Genomic DNA, 23,770 nt, shown 5'->3' on the forward strand with positions numbered 1-23,770 from the left:
ACCTCAGAGCACGCGCCGCTTGAGCTGGCCCGCCGCCCGTCGCAACGGGTGGCGGGCCAGCTCGGCCTCGAGCTGCTGGACGTGCTCCTCGAGCTCCGCGACGCGCTCGGGGAGCCGACGGCCGGCGCGCCGCTCGGCCCGGACCCGCTCGGCCCGCTCGGTGTGGGCGTCGGTGAGACGTACGGTCTCGGGGGCCACGGCGGGGACGAGCTCCGGGGCTTCGACGCGCTCGCCGGGGACCGCCGGCCGTGCCGCGACCTGGAAGGTCTCGACCATGGCGTCGGGGCGGTCACGGACCCACTCGGCGATGCCGTACGGCAGTGTCTTCTGCGGGACGCCGAAGTCGGAGACGAGAGGGTCGGCGACGGTGCCGCGCAGGTCGGTCGCCACCAGGTTGGCGTCGGCCAGGAGCCGCAGCAGGCCCGCCCGGTCGTAGGAGCGCCGCGGGGTGCGGTCGACCGGCAGCGCCGTCATCGACCAGTGCCCCTGCAGGGCGGCGAGCCGCCGCGAGCCGTGGGACGCGTTGCGCGCGGAGACCACGATCCGCCCGCCCGGAGCGAGCAGCGCGTGGGCGTCCTCGAGGACCGCGGCCGGGTCCGGGGCGTACTCGACCTGGTCGGCGAGCACGACGACGTCGAAGCTGCCGGGGTCGAACAGGTCGCTCAGCGCGGTGGCGGCGGGGTCGGCGACGACCACCTCGGCCAGTGCCTCACCCGCGTACGCAGCGGCCTCCGGATCCGCCTCGACACCCGCCACCCGGCAGCCCTGGGCGCCGAGGCGGCGGCCGAGCTCACCGGTCCAGCAGCCGACCTCGAGCACGTTCGGCGCCGAGCCGACCAGCGCGGCGATCTGCGCCGGGGGAGTGTTCTCGCCCGCCAGCGACCCCGGCGGGAACCGGCTCGAGGGTCGGAGCCCTTCGTCGGGCCCCGCCGCGGGTGCGCAGTAGGCCAGCGCCCGCCCGTCGAGACGGCGCTCGGGGCTCAGCGGGGTCACCTTGGTGAGCCGTCGGCCGCGGGCCTCCCGGGTGTGGTCGAGGTAGTCGCTCACCCCCTCGAACACGCTCGGGTAGGCCAGCTCGCAGTGCCGAAGCAGCGCCTCGGCGTCGAGGGCGTAGGGATCGTCGCGCAGCGTCTCGATCTTGACGATCGGCAGCCGGCCGTCGTCGAGCACGCTGTCGGCCATCGTGTTGCACGGGTTGGGCGGCTGGTCGCCGATGTTGCGGACCAGGTTCCACTCGGCGGTCTTGTCCGGGAGCAGGTGCGGGTCGGTGTCGGGGTCGAAGGTGATGTTGACGCCCATCCAGGACCTTCGTGCCCGGGCGCGGCGGTGCTCGTGCGCCCGCGGCACGAAGTAGGCGTCGTAGGTGAGGCCGGCCTCGGCGAGCCGCCGGGTGAGCCCGACCTCGTAGCGGGTGATCACCTCGGCCCGGTCGTCGAGCGGCTCGAAGTCGTGCCAGAACCCGGCGAAGGCGGCGGAGGCGATCGTGGTCGGCGCGAAGCCCACGAAGTAGCTCTGGACGTGGTCGCCCATCTCCTCGTTGCGGGTCAGCCCCCAGAAGTCGACGCCGCGCGCGGCCATCTCCTCGAAGATCCGCTCCGGCGGCACCACCGGGCCGATGAAGCTGTCGTTGGCCAGCACGACCAGGTCGAAGCGCGTCAGGTCCCCGGCGGCGTCCAGCCCGGCCTGGTAGGAGGCGAAGTCGTAGCCGACGTTGTCGCGCTCGATCACCTGCGCCCTGGCTCGCGCCCAGGCCCGATCCTCCTCGCGCAGGCCACCGGCGGAGACCACCACGACCTCGGCTGCTGCTGCGTACGCCTCGATCTGGCGGCGCACGTGCGGCCACAGCCGGCCCTCGGAGTCGTACGTCGCCAACACTGCCAACCGGGACACGGCCAAACCTCCGAGACGATGTGATGTCGGCCATCACCCTAACGGTCGCCCGGCCCGTGTCGGGTGCTGCGTACCGTCCGCGGGCGGCATAGGCTGAAGCCCATGCCATCGCCCCGGCTGTCCCTGATCACCGCTGTCTACAACCCGCCCGCCGATGCCTTCGAGGACACCATCGCCTCGGTCCTCGGCCAGTCCTACGAGGACTGGGAATGGATCCTCAGCGACGACAGATCACCGCAGCCCTGGGTGCTGCCGCGGCTGCGCGAGCTGGCCGCGAAGGAGCCGCGGGTGCGGATCGTGGAGCGCGCCGAGAACGGCGGCATCGTGGCCGCGTCGAACTCCTCGCTGGCCGAGGCGAGCGGCGAGCTGGTCGCCCTGCTCGACCACGACGACGTGCTCGAGCCGAACGCGATGGCCAAGATGGTCGCCGCCTACGACCGGTTCGACGACCTCGACTACGCCTACAGCGACCAGGACCTGATGAGCGACGCGGGCGAGCTCCGCGACGCCTACTACAAGCCCGACTGGTCCCCGGAGCGGCTGCGCCACCACAACTACTGCACCCACTTCTCCGTGTTCCGCCGCTCCGTCGTGGAGGAGGTCGGCGGCTTCCGGGAGGGCTTCGACGGCTCCCAGGACCACGACCTCGTGCTGCGGGTCAGCGAGCGTGCCCGGCGCATCGTCCACGTCCCCGGAGTGCTCTACCACTGGCGCCAGGTGCCGGGCTCGGCCGCCGCGGACAACCACGCCAAGCCCTACGCCTGGGACGCCGGCGTACGCGCGGTCCAGGCCCACCTGGACCGGCTCGGGATCCGGGCGAGGGCCACCCACGGCGTCTCGCCCGGCCTCTACCGGGTCGAGCGGGAGCCCGACCTGGACACCCCGGTCAGCGTGATCATCCCGACCATCGGCACCAGCGCGATCGTGTGGGGCGAGAAGCGCGCCATGGTCGTCGAGACCGTCCGCTCCGTGGTCGCCGCCACCAAGCACCGCGACGTCGAGTTCGTGATCGTCTACGACACCCCGACCCCCGCCCCGGTGCTCGAGGCGCTGCGGGCGATCGAGGGCGCCGACATCAAGCTCGTCGAGTTCACCGAGAAGTTCAGCTTCAGCGCCAAGTGCAACGTCGGCGCCGCGCACGCCCGCGGTGACGTGCTGATCTTCCTCAACGACGACATGGAGGCCTACTCCGAGGGCGTCATCGAGCAGCTGATCGCGCCGCTGCGCGAGCCCGACGTCGGGATGACCGGCCCCAAGCTCCTCTTCGAGGACCTCCGCATCCAGCACGCCGGCCTGATCTACGGCAGCGGCACCATCACCCACGCCTACTACCGGGCCCGCCCCGAGGAGCGCGGCAACCACGGCGAGCTGCACATCAACCGGGAGACCTCCGCGCTCACCGGCGCGTGCGTAGCGATGCGGCGCGAGGTCTTCTTCGACGCCGGCGGGTTCAGCGAGCGGCTGCCGGTCAACTACAACGACGTCGACCTGTGCCTCAAGGTCCGTCGCTCACTGGGCCTGCGCCTGGTCTGGCTCCACGACGTCGTCCTCTTCCACTTCGAGTCGGTCAGCCGCGACAACGCGGTCCACGACTGGGAGAAGGACTTCGTCAACAACCGGTGGGGCAACTACATGGACGTGCGCGAGCGCTACTCCAACGGCATCCGCTGAATCGAATGCGACTGCTTCGCAGCTCGCGCAGCGCCTCCGTGTGACTACGACTGGGCGGCGCGGCGGAGGCGGCGGACGACCCGGCGGCCGAAGTTACGCACCGGGTGGCGGTTGGCGTAGGTCAGGTCGGCCTCGAGGCCGGCGACCTTGCCGCGAAGGCGCTCGATGCGCTCGCGGCGGCGCCGGTTGACCTCGCGGGACTCACGCAGCTGCTTGGACAGGGTGCCGACCCGGGCCTGGGCGGAGTTGGCGGAGGCCTGGATGCCGAGGATGTGGTCGCGCGTGGCCAGCCGGGAGCGGGTGACCTCCTCGAACTGCCTGGTGTGGGCGTCGCGGAGCCGCACCTCGTCGGCCGGGGCGGCCTGGACGAGCTCGGGCGGCGCGGGCGGGACCTCGCCGTCGGCGAGCGGCCGGGCGGCGAGCTGGAACTGGTAGACCAGCGCGTCACGCTGCTGACGCACCCACTCCACGGCGACGTCGGGAAGCAGGTCGGGGTCGACCGCGACCTCGACGTTGAGCGGGTCGGCGGTGGTGCCGCGCAGGTCCTCGACCGCGTAGCCCGCCTCCGCGAAGAGCTCGAGCAGCCCCTCGCGCGAGTAGAACTTGATGTGGGTGCGGTCCAGGAGGCCGGTGTCGGTGGTCTGCCAGCGGCCCTGCAGCAGGGCGAGACGGAGCGAGCCGTGGGTGACGTTGGGGATCGAGATGACCACCCTGCCGCCGGGGGCGAGCAGGTCGCGGGCCTGCTCCAGCGCCGCCCGCGGGTCGACGAGGTGCTCGAGGACGTCGGCGAAGATCACCACGTCGAAGGAGCCGGGCTCGACGATCTCGGTCAGCGGCGTCGCGTCGAGGTCGGCGACGACCACCTTGTCGAGGACCTTCTCGGCCAGGCTCGCGGCCTCGCGGTCGATCTCGATACCGGTGACGGTGCAGCCGCGCTCGGTGAGGATCCGGCCGATCTCGCCGGTCCAGCAGCCGACGTCGAGGACGCGTTTCACCTCGCCCGCCGAGGCGGTCGACCCAGCCAGGTCGAGAACCTGGACGTGGCTGGTGTTGGGGTGATCGAGGTCGATCTCGACGGCGTAGTGCGACATGCGACGAGGGTAGCGACCTTTGGTGGTGTCGCGCGGGTGCGGCGCGGGTGATTTGCGGGGTGTTTCGATGCTTCGGCGACGTACGGTGAAATGGTCTGTTACACAGTGGAAACACATGCCTCGGGGTGTCGAAACCTCGCCAGGTGAAGGTGGCGGTGAAGATGGCAGGATCAAGGACCTCTGGAGGCGCCCTCTCGTGAAGCTCGTGACCGCAGTGATCAAACCCCACAAGTGGGAGGACGTGCGCGAGGCCCTGGAGGCCTTCGGCGTGACCGGGATGACCGTCTCGGAGGTCTCCGGCTACGGCCGGCAGAAGGGCCACACCGAGGTCTACCGGGGAGCCGAGTACGACATCGCCCTGGTGCCGAAGATCCGCATCGAGATCGTGGTGGAGGACGAGGACGCGGCGGACGTCGTGGGGATCGTCGTGAAGACCGCACAGACCGGACGGATCGGCGACGGGAAGGTCTGGCTCAGCCCGATCGAGTCCGTCGTCCGCGTACGGACCGGGGCGCGCGACGTAGAGGCGCTCTGACTAGGCTTCGTCGCAGTGTCGGTCCATCGAATCCCACCGGAGGAGAGAAATGAAGCTCGTCACCGCAGTGATCAAACCCCACAAGTGGGAGGACGTTCGCGTCGCCCTGGAAGCTGTCGGTGTCACCGGCATGACCGTCTCGGAGGTCTCCGGCTACGGCCGGCAGAAGGGCCACACCGAGGTCTACCGCGGCGCTGAGTACGACGTCGCCCTGGTGCCGAAGATCCGCATCGAGATCGCCGTGCCCGACGAGGAGGTCGAGTCGGTGGTCAGCGCCATCGAGACCTCGGCGAAGACCGAGCGCATCGGCGACGGCAAGGTCTGGGTCTCCCCGCTGGAGACCATCGTGCGGGTACGCACCGGCGACCGCGACGACGCCGCTATCTGACTCATGGACGGGGCTGGCGCATGAGTGAGCGGCAGCGAGCGGCGTGACCGCTGAGGGCCGGGCGGCGCGTACAGCCGAGGCCGACGAGCAGTGCGCCAAGGCGTACGCCGCGGCCGGCGGCCCCGAGGTCGGGGTCGCCCTGGTCGCGGTCGGGGGATTCGGGCGCGGGGAGCTCGCGCCCTTCTCCGACTGGGACCTCGTCCTGGTGCACGACGACGCCGTCCCGACCGGGCCGGTGGCCGAGCAGGTCTGGTATCCGCTCTGGGACGCCGCGCCCAAGCTGGACCACTCGGTGCGCTCCTTCTCCGAGATGCTCTCCGCCTCGACCGGCGACCTCCGGGTCGCCCTCGGGCTGCTCGACATCCGGCACCTGGCCGGCGACCGCGGGCTGGTGCTGCGGCTGCGTACGACGATGCTGGCGCACTGGCGCAAGCACGCCCGGTCCCTGTTGCCCGAGCTGAGGACGATGAGCGTGGAGCGACACCGGCGCGCCGGTGAGCTCGCGCACGCCTCGGTGCCCGACCTGAAGGAGATGTACGGCGGGCTGCGGGACGCGGTGGTGATCAAGGCGATCGTGGCGACCTGGCTGGTCGACGTGCCCGCGGTCGACCTGGAGAAGTCGCGCCGGGCCCTGCTCGACGTGCGTGACCTCGTGCAGGAGATCGCCGGCCGGGCCACCGACCGGGTCGTGCCGGAGATGTGGGACCAGCTCGCCGAGCGTCTCGAGCTGGCCGACGCGCGCACCGCGCAGGCCCACGTACGCACCATCGGCCGCCGCATCACCCACCTCTCCCGCCTGGCCTGGCGGCGCGTGGACGGGGTGCTCGAGCGGTCGCGTCCCGGAGCGCCGCGCCGTCCCCGGCTCTCGCCGCTGGGAGGCGGGCTGGCGCTCGCCTCCGGCGAGGTGGTGCTGGTGCCGGGCGCCCGCCCGTCGCGGGACCCGCTGATGCTGCTGCGCGCCTCGGCGCTCGCCGCCGAGCACGGGGTGGCGCTGGCGCCGCCGACCGCCGCCCGGCTGGCCCGCGACACCCCGGCGCTGCCCGAGCCGTGGCCGGAGGAGGCACGTCGTCTCTTCCTGCGACTGGTGGGGGCCGGGCGTGGGCTGCTCGCGGTCTGGGAGACGCTGGAGGAGACCGGCGCGGTCGCCCGGATCCTGCCCGAGTGGGAGCGGATCCGGCTGCTCCCGCACGCCTCGATCATCCACCGCTTCACCGTCGACCGGCACACCATCGAGGCCTGCATCGAGGCGGTCGCGCTGATGCCGCGCGTGGCCCGGCCGGACGTGCTGCTCGTCGCGGCGCTGCTCCACGACATCGGCAAGGGCTCGCTGACCGAGCACAGCGTCGCGGGGGAGCCGATCGCCCGCCGGATCGCCACCCGGATGGGCTTCCCGGACGAGGAGGTCGAGCTGATCTCGCTGCTGGTGCGCTGGCACCTGCTGCTCTCCACGACCGCGACCACCCGAGACCCGGACGACCCGGCGACCGTCGACCTCGTGGTCGACACGATGGGCGACGCGGAGGCGCTCGCGCTGCTCACCGCCCTTACCGAGGCCGACGCGCGGGCGACCAGCGCTCAGGCCTGGACCAGCTGGCGGGCCCGGCTCATCCTGGACCTCTCCCGTCGGGCCGCGCGCGTCCTCGACACCGGCATCGCCGCGGGGGAGCGGCCCCAGGCCGCCGTCGAGATCCCCGAGAGCGTACGTGCCGGGGCGGCCTCCTTCCGCGCCGAGCCGCTCGCCGACGGCGCCCGGGTCTGGGTGATCGCGCCCGACCGGCTCGGGCTGCTCGCCGACCTGGCCGCCACCTTCGCGGTCGCCCGGCTGCCGGTCAGGGCGTGTCGTGCCTGGCAGCAGGCAGGTTTCGGGGTGAGCGTGTGGGACCTCGACGACTCCTACGTCGACGCCGCGGTGCTGCGTACCCGCTTCTCGGCCATCACCGAGGGCCGGCTCGACCCGGCCGCCCGGCTGGCGCCGAGCGCGGCCGCGCGGGGGAGCGAGCCGTCGGTCGTCGTACGCCCCGAGGCGTCCAGCAAGGCCACCGTCCTCGAGGTGCGCACGATCGATCGACCCGGGGTCGTCTACACCGTCGCCGCCGCGCTCGCGCGGATGGAGATCGCCGTCCGCTCCGCCCACATCTCCACCCTCGGCCCGCAGGCCGTCGACGTGTTCTACCTGCAGGAGGCCCACGCCGGCGCTCTGGCCGAGCAGCGGGCGGCCGAGGCGGCGCATGCGGTGCGCGCGGCCCTCGAGTACTGACCCGTTCCTCTCCCTGCCGCCGGATGCCGTACCGCGCACATCTGTTCGTTAGTCTTGGCAGGACAACCACTCTGCTGAAGGACCGCTTTGTTCGCCACGCTCTCCGACCGGCTCGCCACGACGTTCAAGAACATCCGGGGCAAGGGCCGCCTCACCGATGCCGACATCGACGCCACCGCTCGCGAGATCCGCATCGCGCTGCTCGAGGCCGACGTCGCGCTGCCGGTGGTGCGCGAGTTCGTCGCCCGGGTCAAGGAGCGGGCGCGCGGCGAGGAGGTCAGCCAGGCGCTGAACCCCGCCCAGCAGATCGTCAAGATCGTCAACGACGAGCTGGTCACGATCCTCGGCGGCGAGACGCGCCGTCTTCGTTACGCCAAGACCGGCCCGACCGTCATCATGCTCGCGGGTCTGCAGGGTGCCGGTAAGACCACCCTGGCCGCGAAGCTCGCGCTGTGGCTCAAGGAGCAGGGCAAGGCGCCGCTGCTGGTGGCCGCCGACCTGCAGCGACCCAACGCGGTCAACCAGCTCCAGGTCAACGGTGAGCGCGTCGGCGTCCCGGTCTACGCGCCTCAGCCCGGCAACGGTGTCGGCAACCCGGTCGACGTCGCCCGCGACGCCGTCGAGGAGGCCAAGCGCAAGCTCCACGACGTGGTCATCGTCGACACCGCCGGCCGCCTCGGCATCGACGAGGAGCTGATGAAGCAGGCCGCCGACATCAAGGCGGCGGTCAACCCCGACGAGGTCCTCTTCGTCGTCGACGCGATGATCGGTCAGGACGCGGTCAACACCGCACAGGCCTTCCTCGACGGCGTCGGCTACGACGGTGTGGTCCTCACCAAGCTCGACGGTGACGCCCGCGGTGGTGCCGCGCTCTCCATCGTCCAGATCACCGGCAAGCCGGTCATGTTCGCCTCCAACGGCGAGAAGATGACCGACTTCGACCTGTTCCACCCCGACCGGATGGCCGGCCGCATCCTCGACATGGGCGACATGCTCACCCTGATCGAGCAGGCCGAGAAGACCTTCGACCAGGCGCAGGCCCAGCAGGACGCGGCCAAGATCGCGAGCGGCGAGTTCACGCTCGAGGACTTCCTCAAGCAGATGCAGCAGCTCCAGAAGCTCGGCTCGATGTCGAAGCTGATGGGCATGCTGCCGGGGATGGGCCAGTTCCGCGAGCAGCTCGACAACTTCGACGACCGTGAGATCGACCGGATCAAGGCGATCATCCAGTCGATGACCCCGGCCGAGCGCGCCAACCCGAAGATCCTCGACGGCTCCCGCCGCGCCCGCATCGCGAAGGGCTCCGGCCGCCAGGTCTCCGACGTCAACCAGCTCATCCAGCGCTTCACCGAGGCATCGAAGATGATGAAGCAGCTCGCCTCCGGCGGCGGCATGCCCGGGATGCCCGGCGCGCCCGGTGCCGGCTTCGGCAAGCGCGCCGGCGCCAAGCAGGTCGCGCAGAAGAAGAAGGGCAAGGGCGCGCGCAAGTCCGGCAACCCGGCCAAGGCCGCCCAGCAGGCCAAGGCCGAGGCCGAGAAGAAGCCGGCCGCCGCCAACCCGTTCGGAGTGCCCGGCGGCGAGGAGATCGACTACGAGAAGGCAGCCGCCGACCTCAACCTGCCCGCGGACTTCTCCAAGTTCCTGAAGTAGTGGCCACGGTCCTGGTCGTCGACGGCGCCAACGTCGTCGGCGCCCGCCCCGACGGCTGGTGGAAGGACCGCGCCGGCGCCGCGCGCCGGTTGCACGAGGCCCTGCTGGTCGCAGACCTTCCGCACGACCGGATCGTCCTGGTCCTGGAGGGACAGGCCAAGGGCGGCGTACGTCCGGGGCGGGACGCCCACGTGCAGACCGTGCACGCGCCGAAGGACGGTGACGCCGCGATCGTCGGGGTCGTCCGCGAGGCGCTGGAGAAGGGTGACCGGGTGACGCTGGTGAGCGCCGACCGGATGCTGCAGGCGCGCTGTGGGGGTGCCACGGCGCTGGGACCGTCCTGGTTGCTTGACCAGATCTGAGGAATTCGCGGGGTTACGCACGCGTAGCCATTGACCACGGATGTGATCGCCGTCACGCTGGGAGCGCTCTCACGAGCCCTGGCGCCTCACCGCCGAGGCGCCGGCAGATCACTCTCAGGAGGCCTGTCCCGTGCGATCACACAGACAGCGCGGCGCGATCGGTGGAGCCTCGGCTCTCGCCGGCCTGCTCTGCGCCACGCTCCTCGTCACTCCCGCGTCCACCGCGGCTTCTGCCACTCCCACCGCGAGCAGCGCGGCCACCCGTGCGGGCCACGCGCTGCCCTACAAGAACCCACGACTGTCCACCAAGACCCGCGTCGCGGACCTGCTCGCCCGGATGACGCTGGCCGAGAAGGTCGGCCAGATGGCCCAGGCCGAGCGCGCGGACGTCGCCGCCGACCCGGCTCAGATCGCCGAGCTCGGGCTCGGCAGCGTACTCTCCGGCGGCGGTTCGACCCCGGCCGAGAACACCCCCGAGGCCTGGGCCGACACGATCGACGCCTTCCAGGAGCAGGCGCTCTCGACCCGGCTGGGGATCCCGCTGCTCTACGGCGTGGACTCGGTCCACGGCCACGGCAACCTCAACGGCGCAACCGTCTTCCCGCACAACATCGGCCTCGGCGCGACCCGCGACCCGAAGCTCGCCGAGCGGATCGGGCACATCACCGCCGAGGAGACCCGCGCCTCCGGGCCGCAGTGGACCTTCGCCCCGTGCATCTGCGTCGCTCGCGACGACCGGTGGGGGAGGACGTACGAGTCCTTCGGGGAGGACCCCAAGCTCGCCGCCAAGATGTCCCAGATGATCGAGGGGTTCCAGGGCGACAAGGGGGAGCTCGACGACCCGGACCGGGTCCTGGCCACCGCCAAGCACTTCGCCGGCGACGGGTTCACGACCTTCGGCACCGGCGAGGGCGACTACACCATCGACCAGGGCATCACCCAGGCCTCGCGTGCCGAGTTCGCGAAGCTCGCGCTCTCGCCGTACGTCACCGCGATCAAGAAGCACGACGTCGGCTCCGTGATGCCGTCCTTCTCCAGCGTCGACTGGACCGAGGACGGCCTCGGCAACCCGGTCAAGATGCACGCCCAAGAGGAGCTCATCACCGGCTGGCTGAAGGAGAAGCAGGGCTTCGACGGCCTGGTGATCTCCGACTGGCGGGCGATCCACCAGATCCCCGGGACGTACGCCGAGCAGGTGGCGATCTCGGTCAACGCCGGCGTCGACCTGTTCATGGAGCCGTTCTCCGGTGACACGGTCGGCTACCCGCAGTTCATCGAGACGCTGACCGCGGCGGTCGAGGACGGTGCCGTCCCGATGGCCCGCATCGACGATGCGGTCTCCCGCATCCTGACCGCGAAGTTCGACCTCGGCCTCTTCGAGAAGCCGTTCACCGACCGCCGCAACATCGACGAGATCGGCAGCGCCGCCCACCGTCGGGTCGCGCGCGAGGCGGTGGCGAAGTCGCAGGTCCTGCTGAAGAACGGGCACCACACGCTCCCGCTCGCCGGCGGCGACGACGTCTACGTCGCGGGCAGCAAGGCCGACAGCATCGGCGACCAGGCCGGTGGCTGGACGATCACCTGGCAGGGCAACTCGACCCACCAGATCCCCGGCGACACCATCCTCGACGGCATCGAGGCCGCGGCCCACGGCGAGGTGACCCACTCGCCCGACGCCTCCGCACCGGTCCCCTCCGGTGCGCACGGTGTCGTGGTCGTCGGAGAGCACCCGTACGCCGAGGGCTTCGGTGACGTCGGCGGCCCGCGCTGGGGCTACGACCCGGGCGAGAACGGCGTGCAGCGGCCGGCGCTGACGATGCACCTCAGCGACGCCGACACGGCGGCGATCGAGACGGTCTGCGCGGCCGCGGCGACCTGCACGGTGCTGGTGATCTCCGGGCGTCCGATGATCATCCCGCCCGAGCTGCTCGGCCAGATCGATGCGTTGGTGGCCTCCTGGCTGCCGGGCAGCGAGGGCAAGGGCGTCGCCGATGTGCTCTTCGGCAAGCGTCCCTTCACCGGGAAGCTCCCGGTGACGTGGCCGCGCTCGGTCGACCAGGAGCCGATCAACATCGGCGACTCGGACTACGACCCGCTGTTCGCCTACGGCCACGGCCTGAGGATCCACCGATAGGAGAAATGGCCCGGTCCGAGTTGTGCGAATCTTCGATTCGCGACGCTTGGATCGGGCCGTTTCGGTGCATGATTCGTGCATGCAGACGCTTCGCGTGGACGTATCGGGACGTGCGCTCAGCTTCCCGCCCGACAAGATCGTCCGAATAGGTCGCTCGATTGATGCCGACGTGGTGCTGTCGTCCTCCTCGGTCTCGCGTGCTCACGCCGAGCTCCGCCCGGACCCCACCGGGTGGAAGCTGGTCGACGTGGGCTCCGCCGGCGGGACGTACGTCTCCGGCAACCGCGTCACCGAGGTGCCGTTGACAGGGGCGACCGAGATCCAGCTGGGCCCGGCGGGGCCGGGCTCGACGATCACCGTCACGCTCGACGACGCACCGGTGGCGGCAGGGGCGCCGCGTGCCCAGGCCCCGGCTCCTCCGCCTCCGCCGGCGGGCTTCGCCGGTCCGGGCGCGACCGTGGCCCCGCCCGCGGGGGTGCCCGCAGCAGCCCCCGCAGCTCCCGGCTACCGCCCACCCCCGCCTCCGGCTCCGTCGGCGGACGACGGGATCTCGGAGATGACGATCGCCCCGGGGATGGCGCGGCCGGGCGCTCCCGGGCAGCCCCCGACGCCGCCGACCGGACCCGACCTGCTGCTCGTGGCCGAGGGCAAGGAGCACCGCTTCCGCCATCCGGTCACGGTGACCATCGGCCGCGCGGCCGACAACTCGGTCGTGCTGGAGGACCAGGGCGTCTCGCGCCAGCACGCCCGGCTGGTCGCCAAGCCCGGCGGCTGGACCTTCGAGAACGCCTCCCAGACCGGCTCGTTCCTCAAGGGCAAGCCGCTGGCGCGGGAGGAGATCGACGAGGAGACCGAGATCCGTCTCGGCCACCCGGTGGCCGGCGAGATCCTCAAGGTCATCCCGATCTACGCGGCCGAGGTGGAGGTCGCCCGTGCCGCCGCCAGGCGCCGCAACAAGCTGCTGCTGTGGGGCGGGATCGGCGCCGCGGCCGCGATCGTGGTCATCGGGCTCGTCGTCGCGATGTTCGTGGTGCCCGGCGGTGACCCGGCCGCCCAGGACAACGGCCTCACCAAGGACGAGCTCAACAGCGCCCAGCGGGCCGCCGTCTGGATCACCTACGCGCCGACCGAGGACACCATCGCGATGGGCTCCGGCTCGATCGTCACCGAGGACGGCAAGATCCTCACCAACGCCCACGTCGCCGACCCGGCGAAGATCCCGGAGTACGCCGCGAAGGGCGAGGTCTCGCCCGAGTTCGTCAACATCCACCTGACCGACCCGGCCGAGGGCTACAAGGTCGGCGAGCCCGACTACGTCGCCAAGGTCATCGAGTCCGACGGCGAGGTCGACAGCGCGGTCGTGCAGATCGTCGCCGACGGCGAGGGCAACCAGGTGAACCCGTCCTCGCTGGACCTGCCGACGATCTCGCTCGGCAACTCCGACGCGGTCGACCGCGGCGACTTCATCGCCACGATCGGCTTCCCGATGCTGCCGAAGGAGAGCTTCGCCGACAAGGCCGGCGTGCTCTTCCAGCCGCCGACCGTCGCCGAGGGCAACGTGGCGACGATCCTCTCCTTCGAGGGGGAGGAGCGGGCCGTCTTCGACGTCACCGCCCGGATCTCCAGCGGCAACTCCGGTGGCGCCGCGGTCAACGACGACGGTGAGCTCGTCGGCGTACCGACCTCCATCGGGTGGGACGAGAGCAACGTCGTCACCGGCCAGGTGATCCCGCTCGCCCAGCACATCCCGATCCTCGAGGCGGCCGGCGTGGACGTGTCCGCGGCGAGGAAGTGACCCCGCAGCCCGGCTAGTAACCTGCGTCACATGACTGCTCTGCGCTTCTCCGGCCCGGTCCTTCCCGATGGAGAGGTGCGGGACCTCTACGTCCTCGACGGCCGCATCACCTACGAGCGGCCGTCGGGGGCCGAGACCGGCGCGTCCGGCTGGATCGTCCCCGGGCTCGTCGACGCCCACTGCCACATCGGGCTGGGGCGCGACGGCGCCGTGGACCAGGAGACCGCCGAGGCCCAGGCGATCGCCGACCGCGACGCCGGTGCCCTGCTCCTCCGCGACGCCGGGAGCGCCGCCGACACCCGCTGGGTCCAGTCGCGCGACGACCTGCCGCGGCTGATCCGCGCCGGCCGCCACATCGGCCGTACGAAGCGCTACATGCGCAACTACGCCGACGAGGTCGAGCCCGACGGTCTGGCCGAGGCCATCGAGCGGCAGGCCCGCTCCGGCGACGGCTGGGTCAAGCTCGTCGGCGACTGGATCGACCGTGCCGAGGGAGACCTGAAGCCCTCCTTCCCGGCCGAGTCGTTCGCCGAGGCGATCAAGGTGGCCCACGACAACGACGCCCGGGTCACGGCGCACTGCTTCGGCCGCGAGGTCCTGCCGGGCCTGATCGAGGCCGGGATCGACTGCATCGAGCACGGCACCGGGTTGACCCCGGACCTCGTCGAGGCGATGGCCGAGCAGGGCACCGCACTGGTCCCCACCGTCGCCCAGCTGGAGATCTTCCCCGACCTGGCCGCGGCGGCGGCGCCCAAGTTCCCGACGTACGCCGCCACCATGGAGGACCTCTACGCGCGCCGCCGCGAGACGATCATGAGCGCCTACGAGGCGGGGGTCGCTCTCTACGCGGGCTCCGACGGCGCGGGCGACCAGCTGCACGGCGTACTTCCGACGGAGGTGCTCGCGATGCACCGCCTCGGCCTTCCCGCCGACGTCGTCCTCGGCGCCGCCTCCTGGCGCGCGCGGGAGTGGCTCGGCCACAACCCCGGCCTCGCCGAGGGCGACCCGGCCGACTTCGTCGTCTACGACGCCGACCCCCTCGAGGACCTCACCGTTCTGGCCCGCCCGGCTGCCGTCGTGCTGCGGGGGACCATCTACTCCTGAGCGACGTCGCGGATCCGGTGCTCCTCGGGGAGGTACTTCACCAGGGCGCAGTTGCGCTTGACGCACTCCTCGGCGTACGCGGTCCCGGTGCGGGTGTCGATCAGGGTGCGCCAGATCTCGTTGCGACGGTAGACCTCGCCGGAGGGGACGCGGAGGAACTCCTCGCCGCGGGCGTCCACGTGATAGGAGACGCCGGTCGGGGTGTCGGCGCGGAGCTCGCCGCGCAGGTGCTTCTCGCCGACCCAGGTGCGCAGCTGGAAGGTGTGCGGGGTGTCGTTGCGTACGACCAGGTCGAGGTAGGGGTAGACGATCGAGCAGCCGACGCCCCAGGGGAGCACGCGACCGTTGTCGGGGAATGGGTCGAAGCTGTGCTCGGAGCGCTCCACGATGGTGAGCGGCGAGTGCAGGAACATCCAGTGCAGCAGGTTGGCCAGCTGACAGATCCCGCCGCCGACGCCAGGGGTCGCCTCGCCGTTGGACAGGCGCATGCCCTCGACGTAGCCCTTGCGGGCGGTGCAGTCGCCGACCACCTTGTTGAAGCTGAAGGTCTCGCCGGGCCGGACCACGATCCCGTCCGTCTCCGCGGCCGCGAGACGCAGATTGGTGATCTTGTTGTGCTGCAGCCACATCTCGGCCTCGCCGAGCTGGCGCAGCAGGAGCGAACCGTGCTGCTTGACGCGTACCGGCAGGTTCTCCTCCGAGCGGGTGGCCGCCCAGGCGGTGGAGGAGAGCAGCCAGTCGAGGTGGCGCCGTTCGCGGTGCACGAAGCGGGCCAGGGGAAGCAGCGAGGGGTGGCGCTTGCTCAGCGGCGTACGCCGGGCAGCGATCGCGAGCACGTCGTGCTCGGCCGGGCTGGGAGCGGGTGCGGTGATCGTCATGACTGGTGAGACGCCCCGCCGGGTGGGGCGGTTGCGCGCTGCGTACGGGAATTTCTTCCCGACCTGCAGGTCTGGCAAACTGGAGCGCGTGTCCTGTGCGCAGGGACCCTCTCACCCGGCGCTCAGTGCCCGCCGAAGTTGCCTGACGGGTGTCCCCACACCGACACGGGCCTCTTCACCCATATTCGATTCCGAAGGAATACCACCAACAGTGGCTGTCAAGATCCGCTTGAAGCGCCTGGGCAAGATCCGGGTTCCGCAGTACCGCATCGTCATCGTCGACTCGCGCAAGAAGCGCGACGGCGCTGTCATCGAGGAGATCGGTCTCTACCGTCCCAAGGAGGAGCCGAGCTTCATCCAGGTCGACTCCGAGCGCGCCCAGTACTGGCTCGGCGTCGGCGCCCAGCCGACCCCGGCTCTCGAGGCGATCCTCAAGGTGACCGGCGACTGGCAGAAGTTCAAGGGCCTCCCGGGCGCCGAGGGCACCCTGCGTCACGCCGCCCCGAAGCCCGACAAGCTGGAGCTCTTCAACAAGGCTCTCGCCGAGGCGCACGCCTCCGCCGGCTCCGAGGCCGTCACCAAGAAGGCCGCCAAGAAGGCTGAGGAGCCCAAGGCCGAGGAGCCCAAGGCTGAGGAGGCTCCGGCTGAGGAGCCCAAGGCCGAGGAGACCTCGGCCGCCGAGGCCGAGGCCTGAGCAGCATGCTCGCCGAAGCTCTCGAGCACCTCGTCCGAGGAGTCGTCGACAACCCGGACGAGGTGAGCGTGCGCGACAAGCAGCTCCGTCGCGGCTCCGTTCTCGAGGTCCGGGTCCACCCCGACGACCTCGGCAAGGTGATCGGCCGCGGTGGCCGCACCGCCACCGCGTTCCGCACGGTCATCTCCGCGCTGGCCGGCAAGGGCGGCGCGCGGATCGACTTCGTCGACGTCGACGGCGGTCGCTGAGCACCGGCTGCACCAACTCACAACGGGCGTCACTCCTTCGGGGGTGGCGCCCGTTGCTCATTTCGGCGGCCGGCTCCGGGTAACACGTCGTTCGTAGTACTACTCGCCCTATGTGAACGACCGGATAGTGCTACGAACAGCGTGTTACAGCAGGCCGGGCCGCCCGCCCCGAGGAGTTCAGCCCGACGTACGCCACCCTCTAGGCTCACCTCGTGGAGTTGATCGAGGTGCTGGTCGGACGGATCGGCAAGCCGCATGGGATCCGCGGGTTCGTGACCGTCGAGGTGCGCACCGACGAGCCCGACAGGCGGTTCGCCGAGGGGACGGTGCTGCGGACGCAGCCGCCCAAGGGATCGGCGTACGCCGCGAAGCGGCTGACCGTGGAGGGCGCCCGCTGGCACGGGCAGGTGCTCCATGTCGCCTTCGAGGAGATCACCGACCGCAACGAGGCCGAGGCGGCCCGGGGGACGCTGCTCTTCGCCGACGTCCCGGCCGAGGAGACGCCGGAGGACCCCGACGAGTACTACGACCACCAGCTCATCGGCCTGACCGCCTTCGACGAGGAGGGCCGCGTGCTGGGCACCGTCAAGGCGCTGGTCCACGGCGGCGCGCAGGACCTGCTGACGATCCGTACCCCTGACCGGCGCGACGCGCTGGTGCCGTTCGTGAAGGCGCTGGTGCCGGTCGTCGACCTCGCCGAGAAGAAGGTCGTCATCGCCGACCGGCCCGGCCTCGTGACGCCGTTCCCCGAGGACGAGGACGAGGCGAAGTGAGGCTCGACTACCTCACCATCTTCCCCGACTACCTGGCGCCGCTGCGGCTGAGCCTGCCGGGCAAGGCGATCGAGTCCGGACTGCTGGAGATGCACGTCCACGACGTACGTGACTGGACCCACGACAAGCACCGCACCGTCGACGACACCCCCTACGGTGGCGGTGCCGGGATGGTGATGAAGCCGGAGCCGTTCGGCGAGGCCTTCGACGAGCTGGCGATCGACGGCGCGACCGTCATCGTGACGACCCCGAGCGGCGAGCCGTTCACCCAGGCCTTGGCTCGGGACCTGTCGACCCGGGAGAGACTGGTCTTCCTGCTCGGCCGCTACGAGGGCATCGACCAGCGCGTCCTCGACCACGCCGCCACCCGCGCCGAGGTCCGGGAGATCTCCCTGGGTGACTACGTGCTCAACGGGGGAGAGGTCGCCGCGATGGCGATCACCGAGGCGGTCGTACGCCTGCTTCCCGGCTTCATGGGCAACGCCGAGTCGCTCGTGGAGGAGTCCCACGAGGACGGCCTGCTGGAGTACCCGGTCTACACGAAGCCCGCCTCCTGGCGCGACCTCGAGGTCCCGAAGGTGCTGCTCAGCGGCGACCACAAGCGCATCGCCGAGTGGCGCCACCAGCAGGCCGTGGAACGAACCGCCGTACGCCGCCCCGACCTGCTCCACGCGTCCCAGGCGGCCACGGAGTGGGAGATCGTGCCCGCCGTCCGCGCCGACGCCCCGGAGCTGCACACGCTGCAGCTCGCCTGCTGGGTGCAGGAGATGCACGACAACCCCGGCGTCGTGATCCCGCCGCTGCACGAGTCGCTCGAGGACACGGTGCGCGCGCTGGAGACCCACGACGTCTACGTCGTCCGCTCCGCCGGGCGACTGATCGGCTCGGTCCGTGGCCGGCTCGAGGGCGACGTCTGGGAGATCGGCCGGCTGATGACCGCCCCGGACATGCGCGGACGCGGACTCGGCCGCCAGCTGCTGGACCACATCCAGGCGGTGGCCCCGGCCGGCGCCAGGACCCACCAGCTCTTCACCGGGGCCAAGAGCGAGCGGAACCAGAAGATGTACAAGAAGGCCGGCTTCCGGCTGCGTCGTGACCTCGATGCGCCGACCGGTGCTGTGATCCTCACCAAACCGAGGCGAGCGGTTAGATAACAAGTCACCCACATCGGAAGTCTGTTACGCGTCTGTAACATAAAGAGTTTGTTACCGAAACGGGGGCTCGACAAGATCCGGCGAAACGTGTGCTCGGCTCACGCGATCCGAACCCCGACCATATGAGGTACGAATGACTACCGATCTTGCATGGCAGCTGCTGTGCACGGCGCTCGTGATCTTCATGACCCCAGGCCTCGCCTTCTTCTACGGCGGCCTCGTGAAGTCCAAGAGCGTCGTCTCGATGATGATGCTGAGCTTCGGCTCGCTCGGCCTGATCACCCTGCTGTGGGTGCTCTACGGCTTCAGCGGCATCGGAACCATCTCCGAGTCCGGCTTCACCAACTTCTTCGGCAACCCGTTCCAGGACTTCGGTCTGACCGGCGCCTTCGGCGACCTGGTCAAGGAGTTCGACGACGGCACGGCGGTCGAGGACTCGACGAACTTCTTCGGCGGCCTCGCCTTCGGTGGCTCCTTCGCCATCATCACCGTCGCGCTGATCTCGGGTTCGATCGCCGACCGGGCCAAGTTCTGGCCGTGGCTGCTCTTCGCGGGCATCTGGGCGACCGTCGTCTACTTCCCGGGCCAGGCCTGGGTGTGGGCCCTCAACGCCGACGGTGACTACATCGGCTGGATCGGCAAGTGGGGCGCCCTCGACTGGGCCGGCGGCACGATCGTCCACCAGGCCGCCGGTGCGGCCGCGCTCGCCCTGGCGCTCGTGCTCGGTCAGCGCAAGGTCGGCTTCTCCAAGGAGGAGACGGCTGCTCATAACGTACCGCTGGTCCTGATCGGTACCGCCATCCTCTGGTTCGGCTGGTTCGGCTTCAACACCGGCGTCCCGGGCACCACCCAGGGCCAGACCACCCTGATCTTCCTCAACACCCTGATCGCCCCGGCCGCGGGTCTGATCGGCTGGATCATCGTGGAGAAGTTCAAGGACGGTAAGTCCACCGCCGTCGGCGCCGCCTCCGGTGTGGTCGCCGGTCTGGTCGCGATCACCCCGGCCTGTGCCCACATCGCCCCGATCTGGGCGATCGTCCTCGGCCTGCTCGTCGGCGTCGTGTGCTGCCTCGCCGTCGAGCTGAAGTGGAAGCTCGGCTTCGACGACACCCTCGACGTCGTCGGCATCCACCTGGTCGCCGGTTTCATCGGCTGTGCCTACCTCGGCTTCTTCGCCCAGGTCGGCGGCACCGGCCTCTTCTTCGGCGGTGGCTTCGACCAGCTCATCAAGCAGGTCGGCTCCTCGGTCGCCGTGATCGCCTTCGCGTTCATCGTGGCGTACGTCGTCGGCCTGGCGATCGAGAAGACCATCGGCTTCCGCGCCAAGGAGGAGGACGAGGTCGCCGGTATCGACCTCGCCATCCACGAGCCCGGTTACCAAGAGGTCGGCTGACCTCATCAGGTTCGACGAGGCCCGTCCCGGTTCGCCGGGGCGGGCCTCGCGGCGTACGCGCGGGATGTTCACCGAGGTGGCTCGGTGAACATCCGGCCCTCAGCGCGGCCCGTACGGCAGCTGCCGCGCCTGGTGCTGGATGCGGGCGCTGAGGTCCTCCACCTCGGCCAGTACCGCCGGCGCGATCCAGACGGGGGAGCGGCGGGTGCGCTTGGCGCGGGTGAGGATGCCGACCTTCTCGAGACCTTCGATCGTCCCGACGGCGTCGTCGATCCCCAGCTGTTCGGTGACGAGCTCGGCGTTGAGGATGGGCTCCTCGGTGAGCAGGTCGAGAAGACGGTACGCAGCAGACCCCGGCCGTGGGCCGCCGGCCGCCTCGCCCCAGTCTGCCCGGATGCTCTCCAACGTCTCGGCGGTCTTCCACGACTCCGTCGTGGCGATGGTCGTCGAGGCGGCGAGCATGGCGATGATCGTGGCCACCGTGCCGGCCCGGTAGTCGTTGAGGGCGGAGAAGTAGCGGTCGCGGTGGGCGACGAGCGCGGAGGCGATCGGGACGGCCAGGTGGCGGGAGGCACGGCGTCGCCGCAGCACGGCGTGGATGAGCGCCCGCCCGATCCGGCCGTTGCCGTCGATGAAGGGATGGATCGACTCGAACTGGGCGTGCACGATCGCCGCCTGGGCGATGGGGGAGAGGTCGTCGCGGTTCGCGAAGGAGACCAGGTCCTCGATGTAGTCGACGACCGTCTCCGGTGGTGGTGGCACGTGCAGGGTGTCGCGCGGTGCGTAGTCGGAACCGCCGACCCAGTTCTGCACGACGCGGAACCGGCCGGCGTTGGCGGCCTCGTCGGGGTGGCGCTCGAACAGGTCCCGGTGTGCGCGCAGGATCGCGTCGGAGGTGATCTTGCGGGTGGTGTCGGCCTCGCTGATCAGCCGCTGCATGGCCTGGGTCGCCGATGCCATCGAGGTCGCCGAGGAGTTGGCGCCGATACCGAGCAGGGCTCGCCCGTAGTCGGCCAGGCTGGCCTCGACGTGCTCGATCTTGGAGGAGTCGATCGCCTCGGTGCGCAGCTGCAGGTGGTTGAGCCCGTCCATCGTCCGGCCGTGGACCAGGTCGAGGTGTCGCAGCGCCCCGGCGCTGGCGGTCGTCATCGCCGCCACCGGACGCTCCAGCACCAGGTCGAGGTCGGCGATGTGGGGCGGCAGCGCCACGGTGACCTCGCGGAGCAGCCGGTCCGCGCGCGGCCCGCGCGGGATCCGCTGCCGGTAGGGGCGCGTCACGTAGGTGTGCGGTGGCCAGTCGGTGTCGGTCACGGGGGAATCCTTGCACGGGGGCGGGGTTGCTGCGTACGTCTCCGCACTCCGTGCTACCACTGGCCCGGTCGTCTCGATTCTCGGCGCCCCGCGGCGCTGTGGCAGACTTGTGAGCCGGTCCAGTCGGCCGAGGCACGCTCCGAAGAAGACACCCGGAGGTGTCGCGACGGGCTCCTGCCACAGGGGGAACCGTGCGCCGCCGGCCAGCGCGTCTGGACCACCGCCAAAGATCGCCCTGACCAGGGCATGGATGACCGCGATCGGCCTGTGGCGAGCGTGAGGAGAGATGATGAGCAACGTACTCGCTGAGGTCGGCAACGCCTCCAAGCGCGACGACCTGCCGGAGTTCCGCGCCGGCGACACCGTCAAGGTGCACGTCAAGGTCGTCGAGGGCAACCGGTCCCGCGTCCAGGTGTTCCAGGGCGTCGTGATCCGCATCCACGGTTCCGGCATCGGCCGCACCTTCACCGTCCGCAAGGTCTCCTTCGGCGTGGGTGTCGAGCGCACCTTCCCGCTGCACTCCCCGATCTTCGAGCAGATCGAGGTCGTCACCCGCGGTGACGTCCGTCGCGCGAAGCTCTACTACCTGCGCAACCTGCGCGGCAAGAAGGCGAAGATCAAGGAGCGCCGCGAGGCGTGAGCGGCTGGGGCTTGATCGGCGGAGCGAAGCGACGCCCGATCTGCCCCAGGCCGAGGCGTGAGCCTCGGAGGTCTGAGGGTTTCCTGAGCATTGCGAGTCGATGAGGCTCGTTGTGGAGGAACTCTCTAGACTCACCGCGTGACTTCGAACGACCGCGATCCTTCCGTCGGCGTCGGGCCCCAGGCCCGCTGGGACGGGCCCGACATGGGGGGATCGCGGTCGTTCTCGTCTTCCTCCCAGGCGCCGCGCTGGACCCCCCAGCAGCCGGGTCCGGGGCGCCACCCGGGCAATGGCCCGGGCGCCGGCCCGGGTGCCGGCCAGGGCCAGGGCCCGCGCCATGCTCCGCGCGATGCTCCGGGCCACGAGGAGGAGCACAAGCCGCGCCTGTCGGCCTGGCAGGAGGGCATCGTCCTGGTCGTGCTGGCCGTCCTGGTGGCGGTCGTGGTGAAGGCCCTGTTCGTGCAGGCCTTCTACATCCCCTCGGAGTCGATGGAGCCGGGTCTGCAGGGCGGCCCGTCGGTGGCCACCGACGACCGGGTGCTGGTGGAGAAGCCCTCCTACTGGTTCGCCGGGACGCCCCAGCGTGGTGACGTCGTGGTCTTCTCCGACCCGGGTTCCTGGCTCGGTGTCGACGAGTCCAGCGGTCCGGATAACCTGCTCGGCAAGGGCCTGGCGATCATCGGTCTCTACCCCGAGGGCGGCCACCTGGTGAAGCGCGTCATCGGGGTCCCCGGCGACGTCATCGAGTGCTGCGACAAGCAGGGCAGGCTGATCGTCAACGGCGTGCCGATCGACGAGCCGTACGCCCGGCCCTCCGAGACCAAGTGCGGCCGCCCCAACAAGGAGGGCGAGTGCTTCGGGCCGATGCCCGGCAACCGCCACTGGGAGGTCGGTCCGGTGCCCGAGGGCTCGCTGTTCGTGATGGGCGACAACCGGGCCAACTCGGCCGACTCGACCGTGCACATGTGCACGGCCAACGAGACCGACTGCGCCCTGGTCCCGTGGGTGCCGGAGGACAACGTGGTCGGCAAGGTCGTCGCCCTGGGCTGGCCGATCGACCGGGCGAAGTGGATCCACCGGCCCGAGAGCTTCGAGGGCGTGCCGTCACAGTGAGCACTGCGCCCAGCCTGCGTGTCGAGCGGTCCATGCTGCGCGACGGCATCACCCATCTCGGTGCCGTCGACGAGGTGGGGCGTGGCGCGCTCTGCGGCCCGGTCTCGATCGGGATCGTGGTGATCTCCGCGGCGACGCGCACAGCACCCCAGGGCGTACGCGACTCCAAGCTGCTCACGCCCGAGGCCCGCGAGACGCTCGCGCCGAAGGTGCGCCGCTGGGCCGTCGACTCGGCCGTCGGGCACGCGCTGGCCTCGGAGATCGACGAGGTCGGGATCATGGCCGCGATGCGGCTGGCCGGTCAGCGAGCGTTGAGTGCTTTGGACGTACGTCCCGACGCGCTGCTGCTCGACGGCAACCACAACTATCTGACCCCGCCCGCGCAGGAGGGCCTCTTCGGTGAGGTCTCGGCGATGGTGGAGGAGATCGAGGTGCCGCCGGTGACGACGATGATCAAGGCTGACATGAAGTGTGCCGCCGTCGCTGCCGCCTCGATCCTGGCGAAGACCTCGCGCGACGCGCTGATGGTCGCGCTGCACGAGGAGTACCCCGACTACGCGTGGGCCGACAACAAGGGCTACTCCGCCCCCGCCCACATCGCCGCGCTCGAGCGCCTCGGACCCTCGGCATATCACCGCCGCTCGTGGAGTCTTCCCGGCACTTCGCCGGTGTTGGCTCTAGAGTCCTGA

The 23,770-nt window shown here is 70.7% G+C and carries 21 protein-coding genes; 17 read left to right on the plus strand and 4 right to left on the minus strand.

Annotated elements, in window-relative coordinates:
• Positions 1 to 3: 3 nt before the first annotated feature.
• Complete coding sequence (locus tag ACWZJV_RS23520) at positions 4 to 1,890, minus strand: rhamnan synthesis F family protein (protein WP_457179065.1); 1,887 nt, start codon at positions 1,888 to 1,890, stop codon at positions 4 to 6.
• 102 nt (positions 1,891 to 1,992) lie between these two features.
• Between ACWZJV_RS23520 and ACWZJV_RS23525 the strand changes: the two genes are divergently transcribed.
• Entirely contained in the window at positions 1,993 to 3,561 is a 1,569-nt protein-coding gene (locus ACWZJV_RS23525; RefSeq protein ID WP_196874802.1) for a glycosyltransferase family 2 protein, read from the plus strand.
• Between the two features lie 44 nt (positions 3,562 to 3,605).
• Here ACWZJV_RS23525 and ACWZJV_RS23530 read toward each other — a convergent pair whose 3' ends face one another.
• Positions 3,606 to 4,652: a class I SAM-dependent methyltransferase gene (locus ACWZJV_RS23530; protein WP_196874801.1), complete on the minus strand. Its 1,047-nt coding sequence runs from the start codon at positions 4,650 to 4,652 to the stop codon at positions 3,606 to 3,608.
• A 196-nt stretch (positions 4,653 to 4,848) separates the two neighbouring features.
• Between ACWZJV_RS23530 and ACWZJV_RS23535 the strand changes: the two genes are divergently transcribed.
• From ACWZJV_RS23535 to ACWZJV_RS23570, 8 genes are all read left to right on the plus strand, one after another.
• Positions 4,849 to 5,187: a P-II family nitrogen regulator gene (locus tag ACWZJV_RS23535; RefSeq protein ID WP_008363339.1), complete on the plus strand. Its 339-nt coding sequence runs from the start codon at positions 4,849 to 4,851 to the stop codon at positions 5,185 to 5,187.
• 49 nt (positions 5,188 to 5,236) lie between these two features.
• Positions 5,237 to 5,575: a P-II family nitrogen regulator gene (locus ACWZJV_RS23540; RefSeq protein WP_008363338.1), complete on the plus strand. Its 339-nt coding sequence runs from the start codon at positions 5,237 to 5,239 to the stop codon at positions 5,573 to 5,575.
• Between the two features lie 43 nt (positions 5,576 to 5,618).
• Positions 5,619 to 7,832, plus strand: coding sequence for a [protein-PII] uridylyltransferase (locus ACWZJV_RS23545; RefSeq protein ID WP_457179067.1), 2,214 nt, complete (start codon positions 5,619 to 5,621; stop codon positions 7,830 to 7,832).
• Between the two features lie 87 nt (positions 7,833 to 7,919).
• Positions 7,920 to 9,482, plus strand: coding sequence for a signal recognition particle protein (gene ffh / locus ACWZJV_RS23550; RefSeq protein WP_008363336.1), 1,563 nt, complete (start codon positions 7,920 to 7,922; stop codon positions 9,480 to 9,482).
• Entirely contained in the window at positions 9,482 to 9,844 is a 363-nt protein-coding gene (locus ACWZJV_RS23555; protein ID WP_196874799.1) for a hypothetical protein, read from the plus strand. Before ffh ends, ACWZJV_RS23555 begins: the two co-directional genes overlap by 1 nt.
• Before the next feature lie 130 nt (positions 9,845 to 9,974).
• The gene (locus ACWZJV_RS23560) at positions 9,975 to 11,978 is read left to right on the plus strand and encodes a glycoside hydrolase family 3 protein (RefSeq protein WP_457179068.1); all 2,004 of its coding nucleotides are present in this window, start codon (positions 9,975 to 9,977) and stop codon (positions 11,976 to 11,978) included.
• A 79-nt stretch (positions 11,979 to 12,057) separates the two neighbouring features.
• On the plus strand, positions 12,058 to 13,773 hold the full coding sequence (locus ACWZJV_RS23565; RefSeq protein ID WP_457179069.1) for an FHA domain-containing protein: 1,716 nt from the start codon (positions 12,058 to 12,060) through the stop codon (positions 13,771 to 13,773).
• A 30-nt stretch (positions 13,774 to 13,803) separates the two neighbouring features.
• Entirely contained in the window at positions 13,804 to 14,877 is a 1,074-nt protein-coding gene (locus ACWZJV_RS23570; RefSeq protein WP_457179070.1) for an amidohydrolase family protein, read from the plus strand.
• On the opposite strand, the gene ACWZJV_RS23575 is transcribed toward ACWZJV_RS23570, so the two are convergent.
• Complete coding sequence (locus ACWZJV_RS23575) at positions 14,868 to 15,755, minus strand: VanW family protein (RefSeq protein WP_457179071.1); 888 nt, start codon at positions 15,753 to 15,755, stop codon at positions 14,868 to 14,870. The two genes, ACWZJV_RS23570 and ACWZJV_RS23575, sit on opposite strands and share 10 nt — an antisense overlap.
• Positions 15,756 to 15,966: 211 nt before the next feature.
• Here ACWZJV_RS23575 and rpsP point away from each other — a divergent pair, with 211 nt between their 5' ends.
• From rpsP to ACWZJV_RS23600, 5 genes are all read left to right on the plus strand, one after another.
• Positions 15,967 to 16,449 carry a 30S ribosomal protein S16 gene (gene rpsP, locus ACWZJV_RS23580; RefSeq protein WP_457179072.1) on the plus strand — a complete coding sequence of 161 codons (483 nt, stop codon included), beginning with the start codon at positions 15,967 to 15,969 and terminating at the stop codon, positions 16,447 to 16,449.
• 5 nt (positions 16,450 to 16,454) lie between these two features.
• Positions 16,455 to 16,697 (plus strand): RNA-binding protein, encoded by a 243-nt coding sequence (locus ACWZJV_RS23585; protein WP_008363327.1) that lies wholly within the window; start codon positions 16,455 to 16,457, stop codon positions 16,695 to 16,697.
• A gap of 212 nt (positions 16,698 to 16,909) precedes the next feature.
• On the plus strand, positions 16,910 to 17,470 hold the full coding sequence (rimM, locus tag ACWZJV_RS23590) for a ribosome maturation factor RimM (RefSeq protein ID WP_457179073.1): 561 nt from the start codon (positions 16,910 to 16,912) through the stop codon (positions 17,468 to 17,470).
• Complete coding sequence (trmD, locus tag ACWZJV_RS23595) at positions 17,467 to 18,624, plus strand: tRNA (guanosine(37)-N1)-methyltransferase TrmD (protein ID WP_457179074.1); 1,158 nt, start codon at positions 17,467 to 17,469, stop codon at positions 18,622 to 18,624. Before rimM ends, trmD begins: the two co-directional genes overlap by 4 nt.
• 133 nt (positions 18,625 to 18,757) lie before the next feature.
• Entirely contained in the window at positions 18,758 to 20,017 is a 1,260-nt protein-coding gene (locus tag ACWZJV_RS23600; RefSeq protein ID WP_008363324.1) for an ammonium transporter, read from the plus strand.
• Between the two features lie 99 nt (positions 20,018 to 20,116).
• Here ACWZJV_RS23600 and ACWZJV_RS23605 read toward each other — a convergent pair whose 3' ends face one another.
• Positions 20,117 to 21,328: a Fic family protein gene (locus ACWZJV_RS23605; RefSeq protein WP_457179075.1), complete on the minus strand. Its 1,212-nt coding sequence runs from the start codon at positions 21,326 to 21,328 to the stop codon at positions 20,117 to 20,119.
• A gap of 289 nt (positions 21,329 to 21,617) precedes the next feature.
• Here ACWZJV_RS23605 and rplS point away from each other — a divergent pair, with 289 nt between their 5' ends.
• The 3 genes from rplS to ACWZJV_RS23620 all read left to right on the plus strand — a co-directional run bounded on the left by rplS (position 21,618) and on the right by ACWZJV_RS23620 (position 23,770).
• Entirely contained in the window at positions 21,618 to 21,968 is a 351-nt protein-coding gene (gene rplS / locus ACWZJV_RS23610; protein ID WP_008363321.1) for a 50S ribosomal protein L19, read from the plus strand.
• A 138-nt stretch (positions 21,969 to 22,106) separates the two neighbouring features.
• Positions 22,107 to 23,081: a signal peptidase I gene (gene lepB, locus ACWZJV_RS23615; protein ID WP_457179076.1), complete on the plus strand. Its 975-nt coding sequence runs from the start codon at positions 22,107 to 22,109 to the stop codon at positions 23,079 to 23,081.
• Positions 23,078 to 23,770, plus strand: a complete 693-nt coding sequence (locus tag ACWZJV_RS23620; protein WP_040757094.1) for a ribonuclease HII — start codon at positions 23,078 to 23,080, stop codon at positions 23,768 to 23,770. Before lepB ends, ACWZJV_RS23620 begins: the two co-directional genes overlap by 4 nt.

This window comes from Nocardioides sp. WG-D5 (assembly GCF_054031175.1).